Genomic DNA, 22,695 nt, shown 5'->3' with positions numbered 1-22,695 from the left:
CCACCAAGCCGGACACAACACCTTGTCTTGCATCGACGCAGTTCACCACCGCGGGGTGGAGCAGCCCGGTAGCTCGTCAGGCTCATAACCTGAAGGTCACAGGTTCAAATCCTGTCCCCGCATCCCAAATCGACACATCACAAAAAAGCCGCCCAGGGCCATCAAGCCCAGGGCGGCTCTTTTGCGTGCGCGAGGCGCCAGAACAGAGCGCGGGGTTTGCGCCTCGACAGCAACCGACAACGACGAGCCCGCGACGTCGGCATGCCGAAGGCGAGCACGACAGCGCCAGAGGCGCAGCGCCCTCAGCTTCAGCAAGGGCCTGCCTGAGCCGGGCCTCAAAGATCACCCCCGCCAGCCCAAAGAAAAAGCCGAGACCCGCAAGGGTCCCGGCTTCCACAAGCCATATCAAAACCGACGGGCAGAGCCTTACCCCGTCACCCCATACTGCACCGAATGCAGCCGCTGGTAGAGCCCCGGCTGCGTCACCAGCTCGTCGTGACGGCCGCGGGCGACGATGCCGCTCTGGTCCACCACCACGATGCAGTCGGCGTTGCGGATGGTCGCCAGGCGGTGGGCGATGACCAGCGTGGTGCGGCCTTCCGCCAGCTCGGCGAGCGACTGCTGGATGGCGCGTTCCGTCTCGGTGTCGAGGGCGGAGGTCGCCTCGTCCAGGATCAGGATCGGCGGGTTCTTCAGGAAGATCCGCGCGATCGCCAGCCGCTGCTTCTGGCCGCCGGACAGCTTGACGCCGCGCTCGCCGATCACCGTGTCCAGCCCCTCGGGCAGCGCGTCGATGACGCTTTCCAACCGGGCGCGGCGGGCGGCATCCAGGATCTCGGCCTCCGACGCGCCGAGGCGCCCATAAGAAATGTTCTCCCGCAGGCTGCCGGCGAACAGGAAGACATCCTGCTGGACGATGCCGATCTGCTGGCGCAGCGAGGCCAGCGTCATCTTCTGGATGTCGATCCCGTCGATGGTGATGCGCCCGGCCTCGACGTCGTAGAAGCGCGGCAGCAGCGAGCACAGCGTCGTCTTGCCGGCGCCCGAGGGGCCGACAAAGGCCACCGTGTCGCCGGCGCGGATCGCCAGGTCGACGCCGTCCAGCACGGGTCGGCCCTCGCCATAGCCGAAGCGGACCCCTTCGTAGCGGATGTCGCCACGGAGCGAGGTCACCGCACGGGCATCGGGCGCGTCCTCGATATCGGGGGCGGTGTCGAGCAGCTCGGTATAGCGGCGGAAGCCGGCGACGCCCTTGGGATAGACCTCCAGCACCGCGCTGATCTTTTCGATCGGGCGGAAGAAGACATTCACCAGCAGAAGAAAGCCGACGAACTCGCCATTGGTCAGCCCGCCCTGGATGACGAAATAGGCGCCGGCGATCATGACGATCATCTGGGTCAGCCGCATGCCCAGGTAGTTCAGCGAGGTGCTGGCCGCCATGATGCGATAGGCGGCGAGCTTGGTGCGGCGGTAGCTGAGATTGTCCTTGGCGAAGAGGGCGCGCTCATGCGCCTCGTTGCCGAAGGCCTGGACCACGCGGATGCCGCCCACCGTCTCCTCGATGCGGGCGTTGAAGGCGCCGACCCGGCCGTAGATCTCGCGCCAGGTGCGGGTCATCCCCGCGCCGTAATGCGCCGAGGCCCAGGCGATGCCGGGCACCACCAGGGTGGTCAGCAGCGCCAGCGGCCAATGGACGCTGAACATCAGCGCGAAGGCGCCGAGCAGCGTCATGATGGCGATGAACAGGTCTTCCGGCCCGTGATGGGCGACCTCGCCGACCTCTTCCAGGTCGCGGGTGACGCGCGCCACCAGGTGCCCCGTCTTCTGGTTGTCGTACCAGCCGAAGGAAAGCTTCTGCAGATGGTCGAAGGCCTTGCGGCGCATCTCCGTCTCGATGTTGATGCCCAGCGCATGGCCCCAATAGGTCACGATCGCCATCAAGCCGGTGTTCAGCACATAGATGCCGAGCAGGCCGGCCGCGGCCGCCATGATCAGCCCCCAATTCTGCCCGGGCAGCAGCTTGTCGACGAAGACCTTGACCGCGATCGGGAAGCCGAGCTCAAGCAGGCCGGCCAGCACGGCGCAGGAGAAATCGAGGATGAACAGCCCCTTATGGGGCCGGTAATAGGCAAAGAAGCGCCGCAGCATGGGGTCATCCGGCCGGAGGAGACAGCGCCGTGGCGGGGTCGCCGCGACGCTGCCCGGTATCCGACCGGAATGGCGGGCGGGTCAACCGCCCATCCCATGCCCCAGGGGCGCGTTCAGCCCCGGATCAACCCAGACCCGACAGGTTCATCGGCTCGGCGATCCAGTCATAGCCTTCGCCGGCCTTGCTGACATGGCCGAGGCCCGGCCAGGGGAAGTGGTAGGACAGCACGGCGTGGCGGTCGGTCGCCAGCCGGTCCAGCATGCGCGAGCGGCTTTGCGCCGACAGCTTCGGGTCGGTGTCGAAGGAGAATTCCCACATCGGCTTCTTCAGCAGCAGGATGTGGTGATGCGCCAGGTCGCCGGTGTTCACCAGCGTCTGGCTGCCGGAGGTGATGGCATAGCAATGATGTCCCACCGTGTGGCCCGGCGCGAACAGCGCCACCACGCCCGGCGCCACTTCCTTGCCGTCCTGCACCATGATCATCCGGTCGCGATACGCGGCTAGGTTCTTCTTCGCCCCATCGATGAAGGGCGTCATGAATTCCGGGCCGCGCTTGTTGTTGTCGTCGGTCCAGTAGCGCAGGTCGATCTCGCTCAGCGCCACCTGCGCATTGGGGAAGACCTTGGCGCCGCTGGCATCCGTCAGGCCCCAGCAATGGTCGCAATGGGCATGGGTCAGCACCACCAGGTCGATCTGCTCCGGCTGGATGCCAGCGGCGCGCAGGTTCTCCAGCATCTTGCCGGTGGTCGGCCCGAACATCTTGCTGGCCGCGCCCATGCTGTCGCCCATGCCGGTGTCGAACAGGATCAGCTGCTTGCCGGTGTTCAGCACCAGGATGTTCTGCTCCAGCGTCGCGGCATCCGGCGGCAGGAAGGCACCTTCCAGCAGGCCGACGATCTCGGCCGGCGGCGAGGCCGGGAAGGCCGGCACCGGCTTGCCCAGCGGCAGCCGCCCATCGGAGATCACCGTGGCCTCGAACTCGCCGAAGCGGAATCGGTGCCAGGCCGGCGGCAGGCTGTTGAGGAAGGGCGCCGCCGCCTCGGCCGGGCGGCTGCCCAGGCCGGAGAGCAGCGGCGTGGCAGCCAGGGCTGCGGCGCCGGCCATCAGGCCGCGCCGTGTCATCGATGTCATCGGACTTCCTCCCCCGTCATTTTGCGGGAATACCGCGCCGCCGTTCGAGCCGCGGCGCAGGGCTAGCCGAGCATGGTTCGCGCCGCCGCCGCAACGTCTGGCTTCACAATTCTTTGGGCGGGGAGAGGCGTGCGTCAGGCCCGGTGCAGCAGGTGGGTCATGGCCGCCGTGCCCAGCACCGGCACCAGCAGGTTGACCACGGGCACCAGGGCCAGCGCCGCCAGCGCCGCGCCGATCGCCAGGATCTGGCTGCGGTGGCGGCGGCGCAGCGCCAGGCTGTCGGCCACGCCCATGCGCCGCTGCGCCACGCCGTCGAACAGCCCGTAGCCCAGCGACACCGCCGCCAGCACCCAATAGACCACGACGCCCAGCGGCGGCGCGACCAGGGCCAGCGGCAGCAGCGCCAGGCTGATCACCAGGAAGCGCAGCGCCAGCCCCAGCCCGGCCTTCACCTGCGCCGCCACCGAGGCGCCGGCGGCGGGCGGCAGGGCCGGGTAGAAGCGGCGCTCCACCGCCTCGGCCACCTCGTCGGAGAAGATGCCGGTGATGCCCAGCATGACCGGGACGAACAGCCAGAAGGTGCTGGCCAGCACCAGCAGCCCGCCCAGCAGCCCGGCGATGGTGGCCAGCCAGCCGGTGCCGCCGGCGAGCCAGGCCACCCCCCAATCGGCCAGCCAGGCCAGGCCGGCAAAGGCCAGCAGGGCGACGCCCAGCCCCTTCAACAGCGGGCGGCGGAAGGCAGGGTCGTCGAGCTGGCGCAGCGGCAGCAGCAGGCTGGCGGGCACGGCCTTCATGGGCGGGGCATCTCCGGGCGGCAGGGGGTGCCGGCAGAGATGGCCTTTTTCCATCCCGCCACAATGGGTGTCCTCGTCGACGCGCCGGGCGTGGCAAGGCGCCTGCGTCTCAGAAGATATCGTCGTCGGGGGCCATCAACGTCGCCGGGCCGGCGGCGATGGCCGCGGCGAGGCCCGCGCTCTGCGGCAAGAGGCGGGCGAAGAAGAAATCGGCGCCCTGGCGCCAGCGGCGGTGATGCGGCTGCTCGGACGCTCCGGCCGCGACCCGCATCCGCCGCCACATCCAGCCCAGCGCCACCAGCGCGAAGAGCCGCAGGTAGTCGGCCGCCGCCGCGCCGGGCTCGGCCGGATCGGCGCCGGCGCGCTGCAGCTGGCGGGTCGCCGCCTCCAGCCGGTCCAGCGCCGCGATCAGTTCGGGTTCATCCGCGCCATCGGCGCGGACCCGGGCAAAGAAGCGGTGGGGCAGGGCGCCGTCCTCGGCGGCCAGCTTGCGGGTGACCAGGTCCATGGCCTGGACGCCGTTGGTGCCCTCGTAGATTGGGGCGATGCGGGCGTCGCGCACCATCTGCTCCAGCCCGAGCTCGCGCAGATAGCCGGCGCCGCCCAGCACCTGCTGCCCCAGCACCGCCGCCTCGAAGCCGAGATCGGTGAAGGCGGCCTTGACCACCGGCGTCAGCAGCGCGACCAGCCCCTCGGCCTCCGCGTCGTCCTCGGCACGGTCGAGCAGGATCGCCAGCCACAGGGCCAGCGCCCGCCCGGCGCCGGTGAAGCCGCGGATGGTCAGCAGCATGCGCCGCACATCGGGATGCACCAGGATCGGCTGCGGCGGGCCTGCCGCGACACCCGGCGCCCGGCCCTGCAGCCGGGTCCGCGCGTAATCGCCGGCGGCCTGGCCGGCGGCCTCGGCGATGCCCAGCCCCTGGATGCCGACGAACAGCCGCTCGGCATTCATCATGGTGAACATGGCGGCCAGCCCGCGATGCGGCGCGCCGACCAGCCACCCCTGGGCGCCGTCATACTGCATCACGCAGGTGGGCGAGGCATGGATCCCCATCTTCTGCTCCAGCCCGATGGGGGCCATGGCATTGCGCGGCCCGGGCCGGCCCTGGTCATCCGGCAGGAACTTCGGCACCAGCACCAGGCTGATGCCGCGCACCCCGGGCGGCGCATCCGGCAGCCGCGCCAGCACCAGGTGGATGATGTTCCCGGCCAGGTCGTGGTCGCCGGCGGTGATGAAGATCTTGCTGCCGCTGACGCTCAGGCTGCCATCGCCGCGCGGTTCCGCCCGCGTCGTCAGCAGGCCGAGATCGGTGCCCGCCTGCGCCTCGGTCAGCGCCATGGCCCCGGCCCATTCGCCGGAGACCATCTTCGGCAGGTAGGTTTCCTGCAACTCGGGCGTGGCGTGGCGGGCGATGGCCTCGGCGGCGCCGCGGGTCAGGCCGGGGAACAGGCCGAAGGCGAAATTCGTCGAGGCCGTGAACTCGTCCAGCGCCAGCTGCGCCAGCCGCGGCATGGCCTGGCCGCCCCAGCGCTCCGGCTGCGACAGCGCCGGCCAGCCGGCCTCGACCATTTTTTGGTACGCTTCGGGGAAGCCGGACGGGGTGCGGACATTGCCCTGCTCGATCCGGCAGCCCTCGGCATCGCCGGATGCGTTCAGCGGCGCCAGGATCCTGCCGCAGAAGCGGCCGCCTTCCGCCAGCACCGCCTCCAGCGTCGCGAGGTCCAGGCCCTGGGCCTCGGCCGCCAGCACCTCGCGCAGGATCGACAGGATTTCTGGAACGGGCGGTTCATAGGCGGGCATCGGCGCTTCCCCTGGGCGGTCTTGCCGCCAGCCGACACCGCGCGGGGCTGCGCCGTCAATCGCCGGGCTGCAGCACCTCGATCAGCGCCTCGGCGGCCGGCGACAGGCTGGCGCCGCGCCGCCGCAGCAGCACGATGCGCCGGCGCAGCAACGGGCTGTCCACCGGCCGCGTCGCCAGCAGCGGCGCCACCCGCAGGTCCATGGCGCTGGCCGGCAGCAGGCCGACGCCCAGCCCGGCCCGCACCAGCGCCACCGCCGTGCTCATATAGGTGGCCTCATAGGCCGGGCGGGGGGCCAGGCCGGCGCTGGCGAAGGCGGCCTCGGCCAGGGCCCGCAGGCTGCTTTCCGGGTCGGTCAGCACCAGCGGCGTCGCCGCCAGCTCGTCCAGGGTCAGCCGGCTGCGCGCGGCGAGCGGATGCCCGGGCGGCAGCACCGCGACCAGCTCATCCTCATAGAGCAGGGATTCCGACAGTTCCGGATCGGGGGCGGTGGCATGGCCGATGCCGAGCTCGACGCTGCCTTCCTTCACCAGCGTGGCGACCCGCCGGGCCACCGCGTCGCGCAGCATGACGCGGATGCCCGGATGCGCCGCCCTGAGCCGCGCCAGCGCCCCGGGCAGCAGGGTCGAGGCCACCGAGGGCAGCACCGCCAGATGCACCACCCCCGCCCGCCGCGCCGCCTGTTCCCGCGCGCCATCCACCACCGCATCCAGCTCCGCCAGGATTCTCCCGAAGCTTTCGGCCAGGGCGGCGCCGGCGGCGGTCGGCCGGGCGCCGCGCGCCGTGCGGTCGAACAGCGAGACCCCCAGCGCCTGCTCCAATTCCCGGATCTGCACGGTCAGCGCCGGCTGCGACAGATGCAGCCGCAGGGCGGCGCGGCCGAAGCTGCCGGTCTCCACCGCGGCGGTCAGGGCGCGAAGCTGGCGGATCGATGGGGTCATTTCCTTTTCTTATGACTGGCCTCGGAAATCTTCAATTGCCTGATGGCTCGCGCGCCCGCTTTCTGGCGGCCAGAAAAACAAGGCCGCATTGCCGGCCGCGAGGGTCCAAGATGACGAACACCATCCCGCGCCGCGCCCTGCTGGGCGCAGGCCTCGGCCTGCTTTCCGCCCCCGGCATCCTGCGCGCCCAGGCGCCCTGGCCCGCGCGCGCCATCCGCATGGTGGTGCCCTTCGGCGCCGGCACCAGCACCGACATCATGACCCGGCTGGTCAGCCAGCGCATGACCGCGACGCTGGGCCAGCCGATCGTGGTGGAGAACCGCGCCGGCGCCGGCGGCGTGGTCGGCAGCGATGGCGTCGCCAAGTCCGCCCCCGATGGCTACACGCTGTGCATGGGCAGCATCGCCTCGCATTCGGTGAACATGTCGCTGATGCCGAACATGCCCTACGACGTGCTGCGCGACTTCGTGCCGATTTCCCTCGTCACCAACGCGCCAAACCTGCTGGTCATCTCGCCGAAGATCCCGGCGAAGACGCTGCCCGAGTTCATCGCCTGGGCGAAGGGGCAGCGCAACGGCGTCAGCTACGCCTCGGCCGGCAACGGCACCTCCAGCCACCTGGCTGGCGAGCTGCTGAAGATGAAGACCGGCGCGCCGCTGGAGCACGTGCCCTACCGCTCCGGCTCGCAGGCGGTGACCGACGTGGTGGCCGGCAACGTGCCGATGATCGTCTACCAGGTGACCGCCGTGCTGCCCTTCGTGAAGGACGGCACGCTGCGGGCCCTGGCCGCGACCTCGGCCCAGCGGCTGGAGCTGACGCCGGAGATCCCCACCGCCATCGAGCAGGGCATCGCCGATTTCGACGTCTCCGCCTGGCACGGCCTCTTCGCGCCGGCGAAGCTGCCGGACGCCATCCGCGACCGGATCTATGCCGCCCTGCGCGAGGCGGTGAACACGCCCGAGCTGCGCGGCCAGTTGCTCGACCAGGGGCTGCTGCCGGTGGCCATGCCGCCGGCCGAATTCCGCCCCTGGCTGGAAGCGGATATCGCCAAGTGGCGCGAGGTGGTTCGCGTTTCCGGCGCCAAGGCGGATTGAACGAATGGAACAGACCCTGTTGCGCATCGGCTGCGGCTCCGGCTTCTCGGGCGACCGGCTGGATGCCCCGGGCCCGGTGGTCGATGCGTTGATCGCCGCCGGCGGCCCCGCCGCCCTGATGCTGGAAGTGCTGGGCGAGCGGACGCTCGCCCTGGCCCAGCGCGAGCGCCTGACGAAACCCGAGGCCGGCTTCGAGCCCGCGCTTGTCGCCCTGCTGCGTCCGATCCTGTCCCGCTGCGTCCAGCACGGCATCCCGATCGTCACCAATGGCGGCGCCGCCAATCCGCGTGGCGCGGCGGATGCGGCGCTGGCCCTGGCGCGGGAGCTGGGCGTGGCGGCGCTCCGCGTCGCCATCGTCGAAGGCGACGACATCCGCGGCAGCGGGGCGCTGGCCGACCTCGACCCCTGGGAAGGCGATGCCGGCGCGGTGCTGGACCCTGGCCAGGTGATCGCCGCCAATGTCTATCTCGGCGCCGCCCCGATCGCGGACGCCCTGCGCCAGGGCGCGCAGCTGGTCATCACCGGCCGCTGCTCCGACCCGGCGCTCGCCCTCGGCCCCATGCTGGCGCATTTCGGCTGGGCTGAGGATGACTGGGATCGCCTGGCCGCCGGCACCATGGCCGGGCATCTGCTGGAATGCGGCGCCCAGGTCACCGGCGGCTACTTCGCCGACCCCGGCACCAAGGATGTCGAGGGCATGGCCGAGATCGGCTTCCCCATCGCCGAGATTTCTCCCGACGGCAGCATCCTGATCACCAAGCCTGCCGGCACTGGCGGGTTGGTCGACCGCCGCACGGTCACCGAGCAGCTGCTCTACGAGCTGCACGACCCCGGCGCCTACCTGACCCCCGACGTCATTCTCGACATCACCAACGTCGCCATCACGGAAGAAGCCCCCGACCGCGTCCGCGTGACCGGCGCGCGTGGAAAACCCCGCCCGCCGACGCTGAAGGCCACCGTCAGCCTGCCCGGCGGCTGGCTGGGCGAGGGCGAGATCTCCTATGGCGGCCCCAACTGTCGCGCCCGCGCCGAGCTCGCCGGCCGCACCCTGCAGGAACGGTTGAAGAAGCTTGGCCTCGAAGGCCAGGCACGGCTCGACCTGATCGGCGTGGTCAGCGTCTTCGGCGGCGATGCCGGCGTGCCCGCGGGTCTGGAAGACCTCGCCCCGCCCGATATCCGCCTGCGCCTGGCCGTCGCCACCGACGACCGCGCCACCGCCGAATCCGCTGTCCGTGAGGTGCTGTCCCTCTACTGCTGCGGTCCCGCCGGCGGCGGCGGCGTGCGCAGCCGTGTCATCGACCGCATCCGCACGCTGTCCTTCCTGGTGCCGCGCGAGCGCCTCTCCCCCCGCGTCACCCTGCTGACCCTGGAGCCCGCCGCATGACCCCGGTCCCGCTGCACCGCCTGGCCCATGCCCGCGCCGGCGACAAAGGCAACCGCCTGAACCTGTCGCTGATCCCGCACGACCGCGCCCATTACGACCACCTGGCCGCCCAGGTGACGGAGGAAAAGGTGCTGGCCCGCTTCGCCCATCGCGGCGCCACCGCCGTCCGCCGCTACGACCTGCCCAACCTCGGCGCCTTCAACTTCGTCGTCGAGGACGTGCTGCAGGGCGGCGTCAACGGCGCGCTGAACCTGGATGGGCATGGGAAGTCGCTGTCGTTCCACCTGCTTGGGATTGAGATCGACAAACCGTAAAGGCTGGGGGAAGGAATTCCCCCAGGCCCCCATCTTTTTTCTGTCAGTTAGAATCCAAACGCGCCCAGGGGCGATGCGAACGATCGGCTGCGGCAAAGGCACGGATCGCATCGGCATGACTCAAGGTCAGGTCGATGTCGCTCCACCCGTTCAGCAGCTTCACCCGCCACACCGGGTCTATGCGGAACGCGAACACCGCATCCCCCGCCACCACCTGGCACGCTTCCAGATCCACCGACACGACATCGGCCGCCAACAAGACTTCCACGCAAGCCTCGTCGACGACAGCCGGCAGCAGCCCGTTGTTCACGGCGTTCCCCGCGAAAATGTCGCCGAAGCTGGGCGCGATCACGCAGCGGAACCCCGCATCCACCAGCGCATAGACCGCCGCCTCCCGCGACGACCCGCTGCCGAAGTTGCGCCGCGCCACCAGCACCTGCGCGCCGCGTCCCAACGCCGCGTCGACCACGTTCGCCCGCGCCGCCCCCGCCTCGTCGAACCGCGTGTCGTAGAGCAGGAAACCGCCATAGCCCTCGCTGCGCGGCCGCTTCATGAAGCGCGCCGGGATCAGCTGGTCGGTGTCGACATTGGCCAGCGGCAGCGCGCAGACCGGCGCGCGCACCTGACGGAACGGCCGCATCACCCGCGCCCCTGCAGGAAGTCGCGGACATCGGCGATCCGGCCCACGACCGCCGCCGCCGCCGCCATGGCCGGCGACATCAGATGCGTCCGCGCCCCCTTGCCCTGCCGCCCCTTGAAGTTGCGGTTGGTCGTCGAGGCGCAGCGCTCGCCGGCCGGCACCAGGTCGCCATTCATGCCGACGCACATCGAGCAGCCGGAATCCGCCCAGACCAGCCCGGCATCGCGGAAGACGCGGTCCAGCCCTTCCTGCTCCGCCTGCTGCTTCACCAGCGACGACCCCGGCGACACCAGCCCGGGCACCACCGCGCGCCGCCCGGCCAGCACGGCGGCGGCGGCGCGCAGATCCTCGATCCGCGCATTGGTGCAGGACCCGATGAAGACCCGGTCGATGCCGATCTCCTGCAGCTTCTGCCCGGGCCGCAGCCCCATATAGTCCAGCGCGTCGCGGATCTGCGCCGCCCGCGCCGGCGAGGCCGCCACCGCCGGATCGGGCAATTGGCCGGTGACCGGCAGCGCATCCTCCGGCGCCACCCCCCAGGTCACCACCGGCGCGATGGCGGCGGCCTGCAGCCTGTGCTCCACGTCGAACTCGGCATCGGTGTCGCTCGGCAGCGCGGCCCAGGCCTCGACCGCGGCGTCGAACGCGACGGGCGCGAAGGGACGGCCGCGCAGGTAGTCGAAGGTGGTCGCGTCGGGCGACACCATGCCGCAGCGGGCGCCGCTCTCGATCGCCAGGTTGCACAGCGTCAGCCGGCCTTCCATCGACAGGCTGGTCACCGCGCTGCCGGCATATTCCACGGCATGCCCCTGCGCCCCATCTGCGCCGAGCCGGGCGATGATCGCCAGCGCCAGGTCCTTCGCCCCGGTCCCCGGCGACAGCGCGCCGTCGACCACCACCCGCATCCGCTTCGGCCGGCGCTGCCAGAGCGTCTGCGTCATCAGCACATGCGCGACCTCGGAGGCGCCGATGCCGAAGGCCAGCGCGCCGAAGGCCCCATGCGTCGAGGTATGGCTGTCGCCGCAGACCACCGTCAGCCCGGGCAGCGTCAGCCCCTGTTCCGGCCCCACCACATGCACGATGCCCTGCCGCGGATCCTGCAGCCCGAAGAGCCGCGTGCCATGCGCGGCGGCATTTTCTTCCAACCCCGCCACCATGCCGGCGATGCCGGCGTCGGCGATGGCGCGGCCGGGCGACTGTGTCGGCACGTAATGGTCGGCGACGCCGATGGTCAGCGACGGCTCGGCCACCTTGGCGCCGCGCGCCCGCAGCTGGGCGAAGGCGTGGTGCGAGCCCTCATGGAAGAAATGCCGGTCGATCCAGAGCAGGCTCTGCCCGTCCTCGCGCGTCAGCACGACATGCGCGTCCCAGAGCTTGTCGAACAGCGTGCGGGGCGGGGCCATGCTCAGGCCGTCGCCAGCTCGGCCAGCACGGCCTCGGTATCGGCGCCGAGCCGCGGGGCAGGGGCCAGCCAATGCCCCAGCCCGGGCAGCGCCGGCATCGGCATCGCGCCGAGCTCCGGCTGCTGCAGCATCGCCGTCGCCCCCACCGCCTGCACATGCCGGTCGGCGAGGAAATCCAGCGGCGCATTGACCCGCTCGGCCAGCAGCCGCGCCGCGCCCAGCTTCTCCAGCCAGTGGCTGGCGCTTTCCCGCGCGAAGACCTCGCGCAGCTGCGGCAGCAGCGCCTCGCGGTTCACGTCGCGCGCGGCGAAGCCGGTGAAGCGCGGATCCTCCGGCAGATGCGGCAGGCCCAGCACGCCGCACAGCGCGACGAACTCCGCCTCCCGGACGAGCGCCACCATCACCCAGGCGCCGCAGGCGGTGCGGTAGCTGCCGGCCGGCACGTTCAAGGCCGGCGGCGCCTGGCCGAGCAGCCCGGCCTCGGCCAGCGGCATCACCAGCATCGCCGCCATCCCCGCCATCAGCGAGATATCCAGCCGGCGCTGCTGCGGCGCGGTGTCCAGCGCCCGCTGGGCCAGCGCCGTCTGCACCGCGGCGAAGGCGGTCAGCCCGGTCACCACATCGGCCACCAGCGTGCCCACCTTGTGCGGCGTGCCATCGGCGCCGGTGTTCAGCGCCACCAGGCCGGAAAAGGCCTGGGCCACCGAATCCGTGCAGGGCCGCTCGGCATAGGGCCCGTGCTGGCCGAAGCCGGAGATCGACAGGCAGATGGTCGCTGGCCCGGCATTCTCCGGCCCCAGCCCGATGCGGGCGGCGACGCCGGGGCGGAAGGCCTCGATCAGCACATCGGCCCGGCCGGCCAGGGCGCGGGCGGTGGCGCGGCCGGCCTCGCTCTTCAGGTCCAGCACGATGCTGCGCTTGCCGCGATTGAACGAGACATGCATCACCGACTGGCCCTCGGCGCGGGTCGACAGGCCGCGCGACCAGTCGCCCTCCGGCGGCTCCAGCTTGATCACCTCGGCGCCCGCGGCGGCCAGCAGCATGGCGCAATAGGGGCCGGCGATGCCCTGGCTGGCATCCAGCACCCGCAGCCCGGCATAGGGGCCCAAGGGTTCCTGCCGTCTTTCCTGCATTGTGTTCCCTCCAATCCTTGGCCGATCATCCGGATAAAGAACGATCAGGGGAAGGAACATCCGGATGACCGAGCTCACCCGCCGTGCCGTGCTGGCGGCCGCCGCGCTGCTGCCGCTGGCGGCCCAGGCCCAGGCCGAGACCGCCTGGCCGCCGCGCTCCACCCGGCTGGTCATCCCCTATCCGCCGGGCGGGCCGACCGACATCCTGGGCCGGGTGGTGGCGCAGGGCCTGCCGCAGGCCGGGCTGGGCGCGGTGGTGGTGGACAATCGCAGCGGCGCCTCGGGCGTGATCGGCGCCGGCGAGGTCGCCCGCGCCGCCCCGGATGGCGCCACCTGGCTGGTCAACGCCTCGCTGCAGGTGATCCTGCCGCATATGAAGCCGCAGATGCCCTACGACACGCTGCGCGATTTTCTCCCTGTCACCAACATCGCCCGGGTGCCGCTGATCCTGGTGATCGATCCGCGTCTGCCGGTGCGCTCGGTGCCGGAGCTGGTGGCCTGGTTGAAGGCGCAGGGCGGAAAAGCTTCCTATGGCTCGTCGGGCATCGGCGCGGCGCCGCATCTGGCGGGGGAGCTGTTCAAGCAGCTGACCGGCACCGAGATGACGCATGTGCCCTATCGCGGCTCCGGCCCGGCGCTGCAGGACCTGATGGCGGGGAATATCCAGCTGATGTTCGACTCCATGCCGAGCAGCGCCGGCGCGGTGCGCGAGGGCCAGCTGCGCGCGCTGGCCGTCACCACCGCGGGCCGGGTCGCCGCCTTCCCGGACCTGCCCACCGTCGCCGAGGCCGGCGTCCCCGGCTATGAGATCGCCACTTGGTACGGCATCTGGGCCCCGGCCCGGACGCCGGCCGAGATCATCGTCAAGATGCAGCGCGCGGTGGCGACGGTGCTGGCCACCCCCGAGGCGCGCACGCGGCTGGAGGCGCTCGGCGCCGACCCCGTGGCCGACACGCCGGAGGCTTTCGCCGACTTCACCCGCGCCGAATGGGACCGCTGGGGCCGTCTGGTCCGCGACGCCCGGATCGAAGCGCAGTGAAGGCCCTGGTCTGCGAATCCTGGCGAGACTTCGACGATCTTGAGCTGAAGGAGGTCGACCCGCCGCCGATGCGGCCGCGCGGCGTGCGCATCCGGGTCGAGGCGGTGGGCGTCTCCTTCGCCGTGCAGCTGGTCGTCGCCGGCAAGTACCAGCGCAAGCCGCCGCTGCCCTTCAGCCCCGGCACCGAGATCGTCGGCACCGTGCTGGAGGCCGCCCCCGATGCCGAGGCGCCGCCGGTCGGCACCCGCGTCTTCGCCGTGCTCGACTGGGGCGGCATGGCGGAGGAGGCCATCGCCGACGACATCCATGTCATGGCCTTGCCGGAGGGGCTGCCGGAGGGGTTGCAGGCGGCGGCCGCGGTGGCGCTGCCGATCAGCTACCCGACCGCGGCCGCGGCGCTGCTCTGGCGCGGCAGGCTGGCGGCCGGGCAGACGGTGCTGGTGCAGGGGGCGGGCGGCGGCGTCGGCCTCGCCGCGCTGGAGGTGGCGCGCGCCGTCGGCGCCCAGGTCATCGCCCGCGCCGGCCTGCCGAAGCATCCGATGCTGGCGGCGCGCGGCGCGATCGCCGTGCTGGACAGCGCCGAACCCTTCCGCGCGGCGGTGTCCAATGTCACGCAAGGCCGCGGCGTCGACCTGGTCGTCGACACGCTGGGCGGAGAAGCCTTCGACGAAGGGCTGCGCTGCCTGGCCGAGGGCGGCACGCTGCTGACGCTGGGCTATGCCGCCGGCACCATCCCGCAGCTCGGCGTCAACCTGCTGCTGCTGAAGAATATCGGCGTCGCCGGGCTGAACTGGGGGACCTATATCGGCTGGTCGCCGGGCGACAACCGCCATGCCCATGCGCCGCGGGTCCGCGCGCTGTGGCAGCAGCTGCTGGACTGGTGGGGCGAGGGCAAGCTGCGGCCCGAGCTGCATGCCGCCCTGCCGCTGGAGGATTTCCGCGCTGGCATGGCGCTGGTGCGCGGGCGGGGCGTGACCGGCCGCGTCGTGCTGTGCCCCGGCGGCGTCCCACCAGGCCGATCGATCCCATAGCCGCGGTCTATTGGCCGGCCCGAGACGCTGCCCCTACTGTCCCACACGAGGCCGTGAGGACACGGCGCAACCGGGGACGACACCAATGACCAAGCGTTTCGCGATGATGGGCCTGATCGCGCTCGGCGCCGCCGCCACCCTGGCGGCCACTGCCGGCAGCAGCGCCGCGCAGCCGGCCAATGCCTGCGCCGGCAAGATGTTCATCGATACCGTCTATCCGCAGAGCACCGGCGGCAACAACTTCGACTATTTCATCCAGATCCGGAACCAGACCAACGCGACCGTGGTGGCCGACGTGCTGCTGGGCGGCTTCCCCACCGGGGTGACGCTGTTCTCGCCGCAGCTGCCGGGCGTGCCGACCCCCGCCTGGCAGAGCCAGCAGATCCGCATCGGCCGCGGCACCGTCGCGCAGATCAACCCGGGCACCGTCGACCGCCTCTATGACCGCGCCGGCAGCGGCAAGCCTTTCGTCACGCTGCGCAACTGCCGCGCCGGCTGAACCGCCTCAGGCCGCCAGCCGGGTGAAAAGATCGGGAGGCCCCATCTGGCCCCCCTTCAGCATCAGCTCCATCCCGTCCAGCCGCGGGTCGTGGCTATGCGCCCGGCACAGCGTGACGCCCGGCGCCAGCGTGGTGCGGTAGGACAGGCCCCAGAGGTCCAGCCCCTGGGTCGCCAGGCTGGAAGTGTCGCCGCCGGCGATGCCCAGCCGGCGCACCGGCGCCTCGGCCAGCAGGCCTGCCAGGAAATCGGCGGTGGCGAGCGCCACGTCGCGCGCCGGCGGCGGCGTGCTGCCGGGAGGCGAGGTCGCGACCAGCAGGTGGCGGCCGTCGCGCAGGGCGCGCAGCGCCTCGGCCCGCAGCGCTTCGCGATGCGCGGCATCGGTCAGCAGCCGGGCGGGATCGGCGGCGAGGTGCAGAAAGCCGGTGGCGGCCTCGGCCTGGGCGCGGCTGATCGGCGACAGGCTGCCGACCATGACCAGCACCGGGCCCTGCGCCGGGCCGAGCGGCGGCTCGGGCAGGGGTGCCATGGCGGCGGCGCCCGGCCAGGTGGCGGCCAGCGCCTGGGCCAGCCCGCTGGCGCCGGCGGCCAGCAGCGGGGCGCGCGCCGCCTCCCGCCACAGCAGCTTTCCCAGCGGCGCCAGGTCTTCGTCGCGCGCCACGTCGAGCAGCATGGCTTGCTGGGGCGTCGTCAGCGCCGCATCAAAGGCGGCCTGCAGCCCGTCGCCCTGGTCGGTGAAAGGCAGGTGAGAGATCGGCGCCAGGCCTTGGGCGGCCAGATGCGCGCGCAGATCGGCCTCCTGCATCGGCGTCACCGGATGCGCGCGCATGGTAGGGTGGCGGTCCAGGCGATACACCGCGCCCCCGGTGCCGGCGGCGGCGAAGAGATTGCCGAAGAGGCAGTAGCGGCCAAGATCCGGCTGGCCGCCCAGGATCGGCAGGCAGCGATGCGGGAAGGCCGGGCGCAGCGCCGCCAGCGCCGCGCCGATGCTGCCGCGATCCGGCGCGCTGTCGAAGGTCGAGCAGATCTTGTAGTGCAGCACATCGACGCCGAGCTCGCGGAAGAAGCGGCCGACGGGTTCCAGCGTCTGGGCGATGTCCTCGGGCGTCATGGCGCGGGTGGCGCCGGCGATGCCCAGCGCGTCGAGCGGCCCGGCCTCGGCCAGGTCCTGCGGCGAGGGCGGCCGCAGGAACAGCAGCGCCCGCTTGCCCCGCCGCGCCAGGTTGGCCAGCGTGTCGGTGGCGCCGGTGAAGTCGTCGCCATACCAGCCGAGGCGCGGTGTCACGACGTCTTCGCCCCGAAGAAGGCCATCGCCTGGGCCAGCGCCGGGTGGCGGCGCGCGGCGTCGTCCAGCGTCTCGCCGCGGGTCACGGCGTCCCAGGCCTGGCGGATGCTGCGCACGCCTTCGGCGGGCCCGGCCGGATGCGCCATGATGCCGCCGCCGGCCATGAACAGCAGGTCGTCATGGCCGATGGCGTCATAGGTCGCCGGCGCCGTGCCCGCCCACTGCCCGGAGGAGAAGGCGGGCAGCACGCGGTCATCCACCCCGTCGGCCAGCGGCGTGACGCAGTCGCGGGCGGATTCCACGACCTCCTCGTCGGTCTGGGCGAACTTGCCCTGCAGCCCATGCACATGCATGTGGTCGACACCCGCCAGCCGCCACAACACCTGATAGGCCTGAAAAGAAATCCCCAGCAGCGGGTGGCGGGAGAAGCCGCCATAGCCGTTGCGATGCCCGTGCAGCGCCAGCCCGGTCGAGCGGCGCAGCGTCTCGATCGCCGAGAAGCCGCACCAGTTCAGGCTGGCCATGACGCAGCTGCCGCCCTCGCGCGCGACGAGGTCGGCATGGCGGCGCATCGCATCCGTCTCGTCGGTGATGTTGAAGGCGACCATGACGTGCTGGCCGGTGCGGTCCTGGTGCCGGCGCACCGCCTGCATCACCAGCGGGATGCGCTGCGCCAGCGGCGCATGCGGCGGGTCGGCGCAGATCTCGTCATCCTTGATGAAGTCGAGGCCGGCGGCGCAAAGGCGGCCGACCAGATCGGCGGTCTCCTGCGGCGACAGGCCGACATTCGGCTTGATGATCGAGCCCACCAGCACGCCGCGCCCGACGCCGGTCAGCCGCCGCGTGCCGGCGATGCCCTGGGCCGGCATCGCAAACTGCGCGCGATAGGCGGCGGGAAGACGCACTTCCTCCAGCCGCATCCCCGTCACCTCGCCAAGATCGAACAGATTGCCGGCGACGGTGGCGGCGAGGCTGGCGAGATTGGCGCCGACATTGGCGACGGGAAAGGAAATGCGGATCCGCGCGCGGCGCCACGGGCCGGCGACGCCGCGGCGTTCCAGCCAGGCATTGGGCAGGCTGGGGGCGGGGGCGGCTTCGAGTTCTTCCACCGCCTCGACGATGGCGCCGGCGCGGGCGCGCAGGGCATCGGTCTCGCCCTCGACGCGGGTGAAGGTGCCGCAGGACTGCTCGCCGGCCATGATGCCGGCGATGCGGGCGGGGTCGAGCGGCGTCTCGACCCGATAGACCGCCTCGAAGCGCGCGGGATCCATCGGCGTCAGAGCTTGCTGAGATCGGGGAAGGGACGCACCGGGTCGCTGCCGTCCCAGCCTTCGGAGGCTGCGCGGATCAGGCGGAACATCTCGCCCTTGGGACCTGCGACCTCGGACAGCTCGATCACCGTGCCCGGGTGGTAGTGGGTGTCGAAATAGACGAAGCGGCCGCGCTCGCCGACCTCGCCGCTCATGACGGGCTTGAAGCCCTCGGCGGTCAGGCGCGCCAGGTCGGCATCGTAGTCTTCCGTCCAATAGGCGACATGCTGCAGCCCGCTATGCCCGGCCTGGGTGAAGTCGCGATACATGGAAGGAACATCGTTGCGGCATTGGATGAGCTCGATCTGCAGCGGCCCGGAATTGGCCAGCGCCACCGAGTTGTGCGGCTCGTAGCTCTCGCCCTTGTAGCGATAGTTCTTGATGGGCACACGAGGGTTGTAGAAGAAGGGGCCGACGCCCAGGGTGCGGCTCCAATAGTCCATCGCGGCCTCGATATCGGGCACGACATAGCCGGCCTGGCGGATCTGGCCGAAGAAGCGGCTCATGCGGGGGTCTCGCTTGCGACAGGAGAAAAGGGGGATCAGCGCGCCAGGAAGCCGGTGGAGAACCACGGCACGGCGGCGACCAGGATCAGCCCGACCAGCAGCGCGGCCATGTAGCCCCAGATCGGGCGCAGGCCCTCATCCGGGTTGACCTTGCTGATGGCGCAGGCGCCGTAATAGCCGACGCCGAAAGGCGGCGCGAAAAGCCCGATGCCCATGGCGAAGATGACGACCATGGCATAGTGGACCTCATGCACCCCGGCCTCGCGGGCGATCGGGAACAGCAGCGGGCCGAACAGCACGATGGCGGGAATGCCCTCCAGCACGCTGCCCAGCAGGATGAAGGCGACGATCGAGACCGCCAGGAAGCCATGGGCGCCGCCCGGCATGCCGGCCATCATCTTCGCCAGCTCCTGGCTGAAGCCGGATTGCGTCAGGCCCCAGGCCATGGCGGTGGCGCAGCCGACGATGAAGATGATGGCCCCCGTCAGCGAGGCGGTCTCCACCAGCATCGGCTGCAGCCGCCGCCAGTCGAATTGCCGATAGACCAGCAGCCCCATCACCAGCGAATAGGCGATGCCGATGGTGCTGACCTCGGTCGCCGTGGCCACGCCCTCGACCACCGCGGCGCGGATGACGAAGGGCAGCGCGATGGCGGGGATGGCGATGGCGGCCAGCTTGCCGATCTCGCGCAGCGGCGCGCGGCGGATCTGGCTGAGATCCTCAGCCCGGTAGCGCCACCAGACCACGCCGCAGAGGCAGGCGCCGAGCACGAGGGCCGGCACCATGCCGCCGGTGAAGAGCGCGGCGATGGAGACGCCGGTGACCGAGCCGATGGTGATCAGCACGATGCTGGGCGGGATGGTTTCCGTCTGAGCGCCGGTCGCCGCGAGCAGGGCGACCAGATCGCCCGGCTTCGCCCCCCGCTTCTTCATTTCAGGGAACAGGATGGGCGCGATGGCGGCCATGTCGGCGATCTTCGAGCCGGAAATGCCGGAGACCAGGTACATGGCGCCGATCAGCACATAGGACAGGCCGCCGCGCACATGGCCGAGCAGGCTGGCCAGGAACTGGATCATCGCCTTGGCCATGCCGGTCATCTCGATCAGCAGGCCGAGGAAGATGAACAGCGGCACCGCCAGCAGGATCAGATGCGACATGCCCTCGTCGAGGCGCCCCACCACCACCAGCAGCGGCGTCGTGGTCGTGCAGGCGAGATAGCCGAAGGTGGCCAGCGCGAAGGAGAAGGCGATGGGGACGCCGGCGAAGACGTTCACCGCAACGACGCCGACGAAGAAGATCAGCAGGTTCAGCTGGCCCAGCGGCTTCAGCACCGGCGAGAGCAGCCAGAAGCCCATGACCACGGCGAGGGTGATGCTGCCGGCCAGCGCGACCGCGGTGACCGAACCCTGCCGCGCCAGGCGGAAGAAGCTGGCGACGATCATCAGCCCGATGCCGACCGGAATGGCCGAGGCGCGCCAGGCATTGGTGATCTCCAGCGCCGGGGTGACGACGAAGCTTTCTTCCTGCGCGTATTCCACCGCCGAATGCATGACCAGGATCAGGAAGGCCAGCGACGCGGTCAGCGCCAGGGTGTCGAGCAGCAGCTGCGCCCCCGGCCCGACGCGGGTGACCAGCCCGGTCATCCGCATATGCTCGCCGCGACGCAGCGCGACGACTGCGCCCAGCATCGACAGCCAGAGGAACAGGATGGAGGCGAGCTCGTCCGACCAGATCAGCGGGCTGTGGAACAGGTAGCGCGCGGTGACGCCGGCGCCGAGGATGCCGATCTCGGCCAGCAGCAGCAGGGCGGCGGCGCCCTCCACCAGATGGCCGAGGGCGCGGTCCAACCGCCCGGCGAGGCCGGTCAGGGCAGGCGCGGCGCCGGGGGCGAGAGCAGGGGCGTGGCCGGCCATCGTCGTCGTCCCGCTCAGGCCAGCCGGCCCACGGCCTCTTCCAGCAGCCCCCAGGCCTCGTCGCCGAAGCGGGTCTTCCACTCGGCGTAGAAGCCGCCCTCGCGCAGCTTGGCGCGGAAGCTGTCGGGGGCGGGGCTGTTGAAGCGCAGCCCCTTGGCCTCGAGCTCGGCCTGCAGCGAGGTGTTCAGCGTCTTGATGTCCTCGCGCTGCTGCATGCCGGCATCGTTGATGGCGGCGGTGACGATCGCCTGCAGGTCGGCCGGCAGCCCGCGCCAGGCGCGGCCATTGGCGATGAACCAGTAGCCGTCCCAGATATGGTTCGACAGGGCGCAGCTCTTCTGCACCTCGTAGAGCTTGGCGACCTGGATGATCGGCAGCGGGTTCTCCTGCGCGTCGACGATGCGGGTCTGCAGCGAGGAATAGACCTCGCTGAACTGCAGGCTGGCCGGCGCCGCGCCCAGCGCCTTGAACATCGAGATCGACAGCGGGCTGACGGGCACGCGGATCTTGAGGCCGTCCATGTCGCGCGCCGTCTCGATCGGGCGGCCGCTGGTGGTCATCTGGCGGAAGCCGTTGTCCCACATCTTCTCAAAGGCGAAGAGGTTGACCCGGCTGATGGCGGCGCGGACATGGGCGCCGAGCTTTCCGTCCATCGCCTTCCAGACCTGGTCGTAATCGGCGAAGGCGAAGCCCACGGCGTTGATCGCCGCCGCCGGCACCAGCGTCGCGATGACCAGGGCCGAGGGGGTGAAGAAGGTCAGCGCGCCGTTCCTGACCTGCGACAGCATGTCGGTGTCGCCGCCGAGCTGGTTGTTCGGGAAGATCCGCATCTCGACCCGGCCGTTGGTCTCGCGCGCGATGCGCTCGGCGGCCTGTTGTGCGCGGGTGTTGAGCGGATGCGTCATCGGCAGGTTGTTGCCGTATTTCAGCTCGAACTCGGCGGCGCGGGCGGCGCGCGGGGCGGCCAGCAGGGGCACGGCGAGCGGCGCTGCCGCCAGGCCGCGCAACGCCGCGCGGCGGGTGATGATGCTCATGGCCGGTCTCCCCTGACAGCGTCGCCTGGACGGCGCGCCGACCGTCATTGTGCTGATGCAAAATGATGGTTTGTTCTTGATGGAGAAGGATATGAACGCCAATAGAGGGGTGTCAAACGCAATTGGTGATGGTTTTTGATGGACGAGACCGTCGGGGAATCAGTCAGGACCCTGCCGCGGGTGGTGGATGTGGCGCGCCGCGCCGGCGTCTCCCCCGCCACCGTCGACCGCGTGCTGAACCGCCGCGCCGGGGTGCGGCCGGCCACCGTCCAGCGCGTGCTGCAGGCGGCCGAGGCGCTGGCCTATCTGCCGCCGGACCTCGCGCCGCATCCGGCGCTGGCCCAGCGGCCGATGCGGCTGGTCTTCCTGCTGCCCGCGGGGGGCAACCGCTTCCTCGCCCTGCTGGCCAGGATGATCGCCGAGGCGGAGGCGCTGCTCGCCCCCTTTGGCGTCACCGCCCGGGTCGAGCCGGTGAAGAGCTTCGACCCGGCGCTGCTGGCGCGCCACCTGCTGCGCGCAGGCGCCGAGGCGGACGGCGTCGCCTTCATGGCGATCGAGCATCCGGTGGTGCGCGAGGCGGTCAGCCAGCTGGCCGCGCGCGGCGTGCCGGTGGTGACGCTGATCTCCGACATCGGCCATGCGCCGCGGGCCGCCTATGTCGGGCTCGACAACCGCGCGGCGGGGCGGCTGGCGGGCTATCTGATGGCGCGCTTCCTCGGGCGGCGCCCGGCCAAGGTCGCCGTCATCGCCGGCAGCCTGAGCTACCGCGCGCATCAGGAGCGCGAGGCGGGGGTGCTGCAGCTTTTCGCCGAGATGGCGCCGGAGATCCGCATCGTCGCGGTGCGCGAGGGCCACGACGAGCCGGCGCAGAACTACCGCCAGATGCGGATGCTGCTGGCGGGGCATCCGGACCTCGACGGCATCTACAATATTGGCGGCGGGGCGGAGGGGATCGGCCGCGCGCTGCGCGAGGCCCGGCGCGACCAGGCCATGGTCTTCATCGGCCATGGGCTGACGCCGGAATGCCGCGCCATGCTGATCGACGGCACGATGGAGGCGGTGATCACCCAGAACCCGCGCGCCACGCTGCTGGATTGCGCCCGGGTCTTCGCCAATCTCAGGGCGGGAAGGCCGGCGCTGCAGGACGTCGACCCGGCGCGCAGCGAGGTGCTGTTCCGGGAGAACCTGCCTTAGGGCGGGGAGAAAGCCGGGGGAATGCCGGCGGGGGTCATGGCGGATCGGGTGTCTGCCATTGTGGAGTCCACCGTGATGCAGGATTGTCTATCAGAAACTATT

At 71.2% G+C, this 22,695-nt stretch carries 20 protein-coding genes and 1 tRNA gene; 8 read left to right on the top strand and 13 right to left on the bottom strand.

All coding sequences use genetic code 11. The features are described from left to right. Positions 1 to 49: 49 nt before the first annotated feature. A tRNA-Met gene (locus GVN67_RS02490) sits at positions 50 to 123 on the top strand. Positions 124 to 426: 303 nt separating this feature from the next. Here the strand turns inward: GVN67_RS02490 and GVN67_RS02485 are convergent. From GVN67_RS02485 to GVN67_RS02465, 5 genes are all read right to left on the bottom strand, one after another. Next, positions 427 to 2,148, bottom strand: coding sequence for an ABC transporter ATP-binding protein (locus GVN67_RS02485; RefSeq protein WP_159992685.1), 1,722 nt, complete (start codon positions 2,146 to 2,148; stop codon positions 427 to 429). A gap of 124 nt (positions 2,149 to 2,272) precedes the next feature. Continuing rightward, complete coding sequence (locus tag GVN67_RS02480) at positions 2,273 to 3,280, bottom strand: MBL fold metallo-hydrolase (protein ID WP_159992684.1); 1,008 nt, start codon at positions 3,278 to 3,280, stop codon at positions 2,273 to 2,275. 134 nt (positions 3,281 to 3,414) lie between these two features. Beyond that, positions 3,415 to 4,074, bottom strand: coding sequence for an EI24 domain-containing protein (locus GVN67_RS02475; protein ID WP_159992683.1), 660 nt, complete (start codon positions 4,072 to 4,074; stop codon positions 3,415 to 3,417). A 109-nt stretch (positions 4,075 to 4,183) separates the two neighbouring features. Next, positions 4,184 to 5,875: an acyl-CoA dehydrogenase gene (locus tag GVN67_RS02470; RefSeq protein WP_159992682.1), complete on the bottom strand. Its 1,692-nt coding sequence runs from the start codon at positions 5,873 to 5,875 to the stop codon at positions 4,184 to 4,186. Positions 5,876 to 5,930: 55 nt separating this feature from the next. Beyond that, positions 5,931 to 6,815, bottom strand: a complete 885-nt coding sequence (locus GVN67_RS02465) for a LysR family transcriptional regulator (RefSeq protein WP_159992681.1) — start codon at positions 6,813 to 6,815, stop codon at positions 5,931 to 5,933. Between the two features lie 110 nt (positions 6,816 to 6,925). On the opposite strand from GVN67_RS02465, the gene GVN67_RS02460 reads away from it, so the two are divergent. From GVN67_RS02460 to GVN67_RS02450, 3 genes are read left to right on the top strand one after another with little or no spacing between them, the layout of a single operon-like run. Further along, positions 6,926 to 7,909, top strand: a complete 984-nt coding sequence (locus tag GVN67_RS02460) for a tripartite tricarboxylate transporter substrate binding protein (protein WP_159992680.1) — start codon at positions 6,926 to 6,928, stop codon at positions 7,907 to 7,909. A gap of 4 nt (positions 7,910 to 7,913) precedes the next feature. Then, entirely contained in the window at positions 7,914 to 9,293 is a 1,380-nt protein-coding gene (locus tag GVN67_RS02455; RefSeq protein WP_159992679.1) for an acyclic terpene utilization AtuA family protein, read from the top strand. Beyond that, a complete protein-coding gene (locus GVN67_RS02450) occupies positions 9,290 to 9,607 on the top strand; it encodes a hypothetical protein (protein ID WP_159992678.1) in 318 nt (105 codons plus the stop codon). The genes GVN67_RS02455 and GVN67_RS02450 overlap by 4 nt, the downstream gene beginning before the upstream one ends. Positions 9,608 to 9,650: 43 nt before the next feature. Here GVN67_RS02450 and leuD read toward each other — a convergent pair whose 3' ends face one another. Genes leuD through GVN67_RS02435 form a run of 3 tightly spaced genes read right to left on the bottom strand, consistent with a single transcriptional unit; the run spans position 9,651 to position 12,783 of the window. Continuing rightward, positions 9,651 to 10,247, bottom strand: coding sequence for a 3-isopropylmalate dehydratase small subunit (gene leuD / locus GVN67_RS02445; RefSeq protein ID WP_159992677.1), 597 nt, complete (start codon positions 10,245 to 10,247; stop codon positions 9,651 to 9,653). Next, positions 10,247 to 11,650 (bottom strand): 3-isopropylmalate dehydratase large subunit, encoded by a 1,404-nt coding sequence (gene leuC / locus GVN67_RS02440; protein WP_159992676.1) that lies wholly within the window; start codon positions 11,648 to 11,650, stop codon positions 10,247 to 10,249. The genes leuD and leuC overlap by 1 nt, the downstream gene beginning before the upstream one ends. Before the next feature lie 2 nt (positions 11,651 to 11,652). Further along, positions 11,653 to 12,783 (bottom strand): CaiB/BaiF CoA-transferase family protein, encoded by a 1,131-nt coding sequence (locus GVN67_RS02435; protein WP_159992675.1) that lies wholly within the window; start codon positions 12,781 to 12,783, stop codon positions 11,653 to 11,655. Between the two features lie 64 nt (positions 12,784 to 12,847). Between GVN67_RS02435 and GVN67_RS02430 the strand changes: the two genes are divergently transcribed. The 3 genes from GVN67_RS02430 (at position 12,848) to GVN67_RS02420 (ending at position 15,352) form a co-directional block, all read left to right on the top strand. Next, the gene (locus tag GVN67_RS02430; RefSeq protein ID WP_159992674.1) at positions 12,848 to 13,822 is read left to right on the top strand and encodes a tripartite tricarboxylate transporter substrate binding protein; all 975 of its coding nucleotides are present in this window, start codon (positions 12,848 to 12,850) and stop codon (positions 13,820 to 13,822) included. Beyond that, positions 13,819 to 14,853, top strand: a complete 1,035-nt coding sequence (locus GVN67_RS02425; protein WP_159992673.1) for an NADPH:quinone oxidoreductase family protein — start codon at positions 13,819 to 13,821, stop codon at positions 14,851 to 14,853. Before GVN67_RS02430 ends, GVN67_RS02425 begins: the two co-directional genes overlap by 4 nt. 85 nt (positions 14,854 to 14,938) lie before the next feature. Further along, positions 14,939 to 15,352: a hypothetical protein gene (locus GVN67_RS02420; RefSeq protein ID WP_159992672.1), complete on the top strand. Its 414-nt coding sequence runs from the start codon at positions 14,939 to 14,941 to the stop codon at positions 15,350 to 15,352. Positions 15,353 to 15,358: 6 nt separating this feature from the next. Here the strand turns inward: GVN67_RS02420 and GVN67_RS02415 are convergent, their stop codons facing one another. Genes GVN67_RS02415 through GVN67_RS02395 form a run of 5 tightly spaced genes read right to left on the bottom strand, consistent with a single transcriptional unit; the run spans position 15,359 to position 21,399 of the window. After that, complete coding sequence (locus GVN67_RS02415; protein WP_159992671.1) at positions 15,359 to 16,636, bottom strand: four-carbon acid sugar kinase family protein; 1,278 nt, start codon at positions 16,634 to 16,636, stop codon at positions 15,359 to 15,361. Further along, the gene (locus tag GVN67_RS02410) at positions 16,633 to 17,907 is read right to left on the bottom strand and encodes a ribulose-bisphosphate carboxylase large subunit family protein (protein WP_159992670.1); all 1,275 of its coding nucleotides are present in this window, start codon (positions 17,905 to 17,907) and stop codon (positions 16,633 to 16,635) included. The genes GVN67_RS02415 and GVN67_RS02410 overlap by 4 nt, the downstream gene beginning before the upstream one ends. Positions 17,908 to 17,912: 5 nt before the next feature. After that, positions 17,913 to 18,452 carry a VOC family protein gene (locus tag GVN67_RS02405; RefSeq protein ID WP_159992669.1) on the bottom strand — a complete coding sequence of 180 codons (540 nt, stop codon included), beginning with the start codon at positions 18,450 to 18,452 and terminating at the stop codon, positions 17,913 to 17,915. Positions 18,453 to 18,487: 35 nt separating this feature from the next. Next, on the bottom strand, positions 18,488 to 20,365 hold the full coding sequence (locus GVN67_RS02400) for a TRAP transporter large permease subunit (protein WP_159992668.1): 1,878 nt from the start codon (positions 20,363 to 20,365) through the stop codon (positions 18,488 to 18,490). A 14-nt stretch (positions 20,366 to 20,379) separates the two neighbouring features. Further along, complete coding sequence (locus tag GVN67_RS02395; RefSeq protein ID WP_159992667.1) at positions 20,380 to 21,399, bottom strand: TRAP transporter substrate-binding protein; 1,020 nt, start codon at positions 21,397 to 21,399, stop codon at positions 20,380 to 20,382. Between the two features lie 138 nt (positions 21,400 to 21,537). On the opposite strand from GVN67_RS02395, the gene GVN67_RS02390 reads away from it, so the two are divergent. Beyond that, positions 21,538 to 22,593 (top strand): LacI family DNA-binding transcriptional regulator, encoded by a 1,056-nt coding sequence (locus tag GVN67_RS02390; protein WP_159992666.1) that lies wholly within the window; start codon positions 21,538 to 21,540, stop codon positions 22,591 to 22,593. The last annotated feature ends 102 nt before the right edge of the window (positions 22,594 to 22,695 follow it).

Origin of the sequence: Roseomonas sp. 18066 (assembly GCF_902706185.1) — a bacterium.
Taxonomy (GTDB): Bacteria; Pseudomonadota; Alphaproteobacteria; order Acetobacterales; family Acetobacteraceae; genus Pseudoroseomonas.
This window is presented reverse-complemented; position numbering and strand designations above follow the sequence as displayed.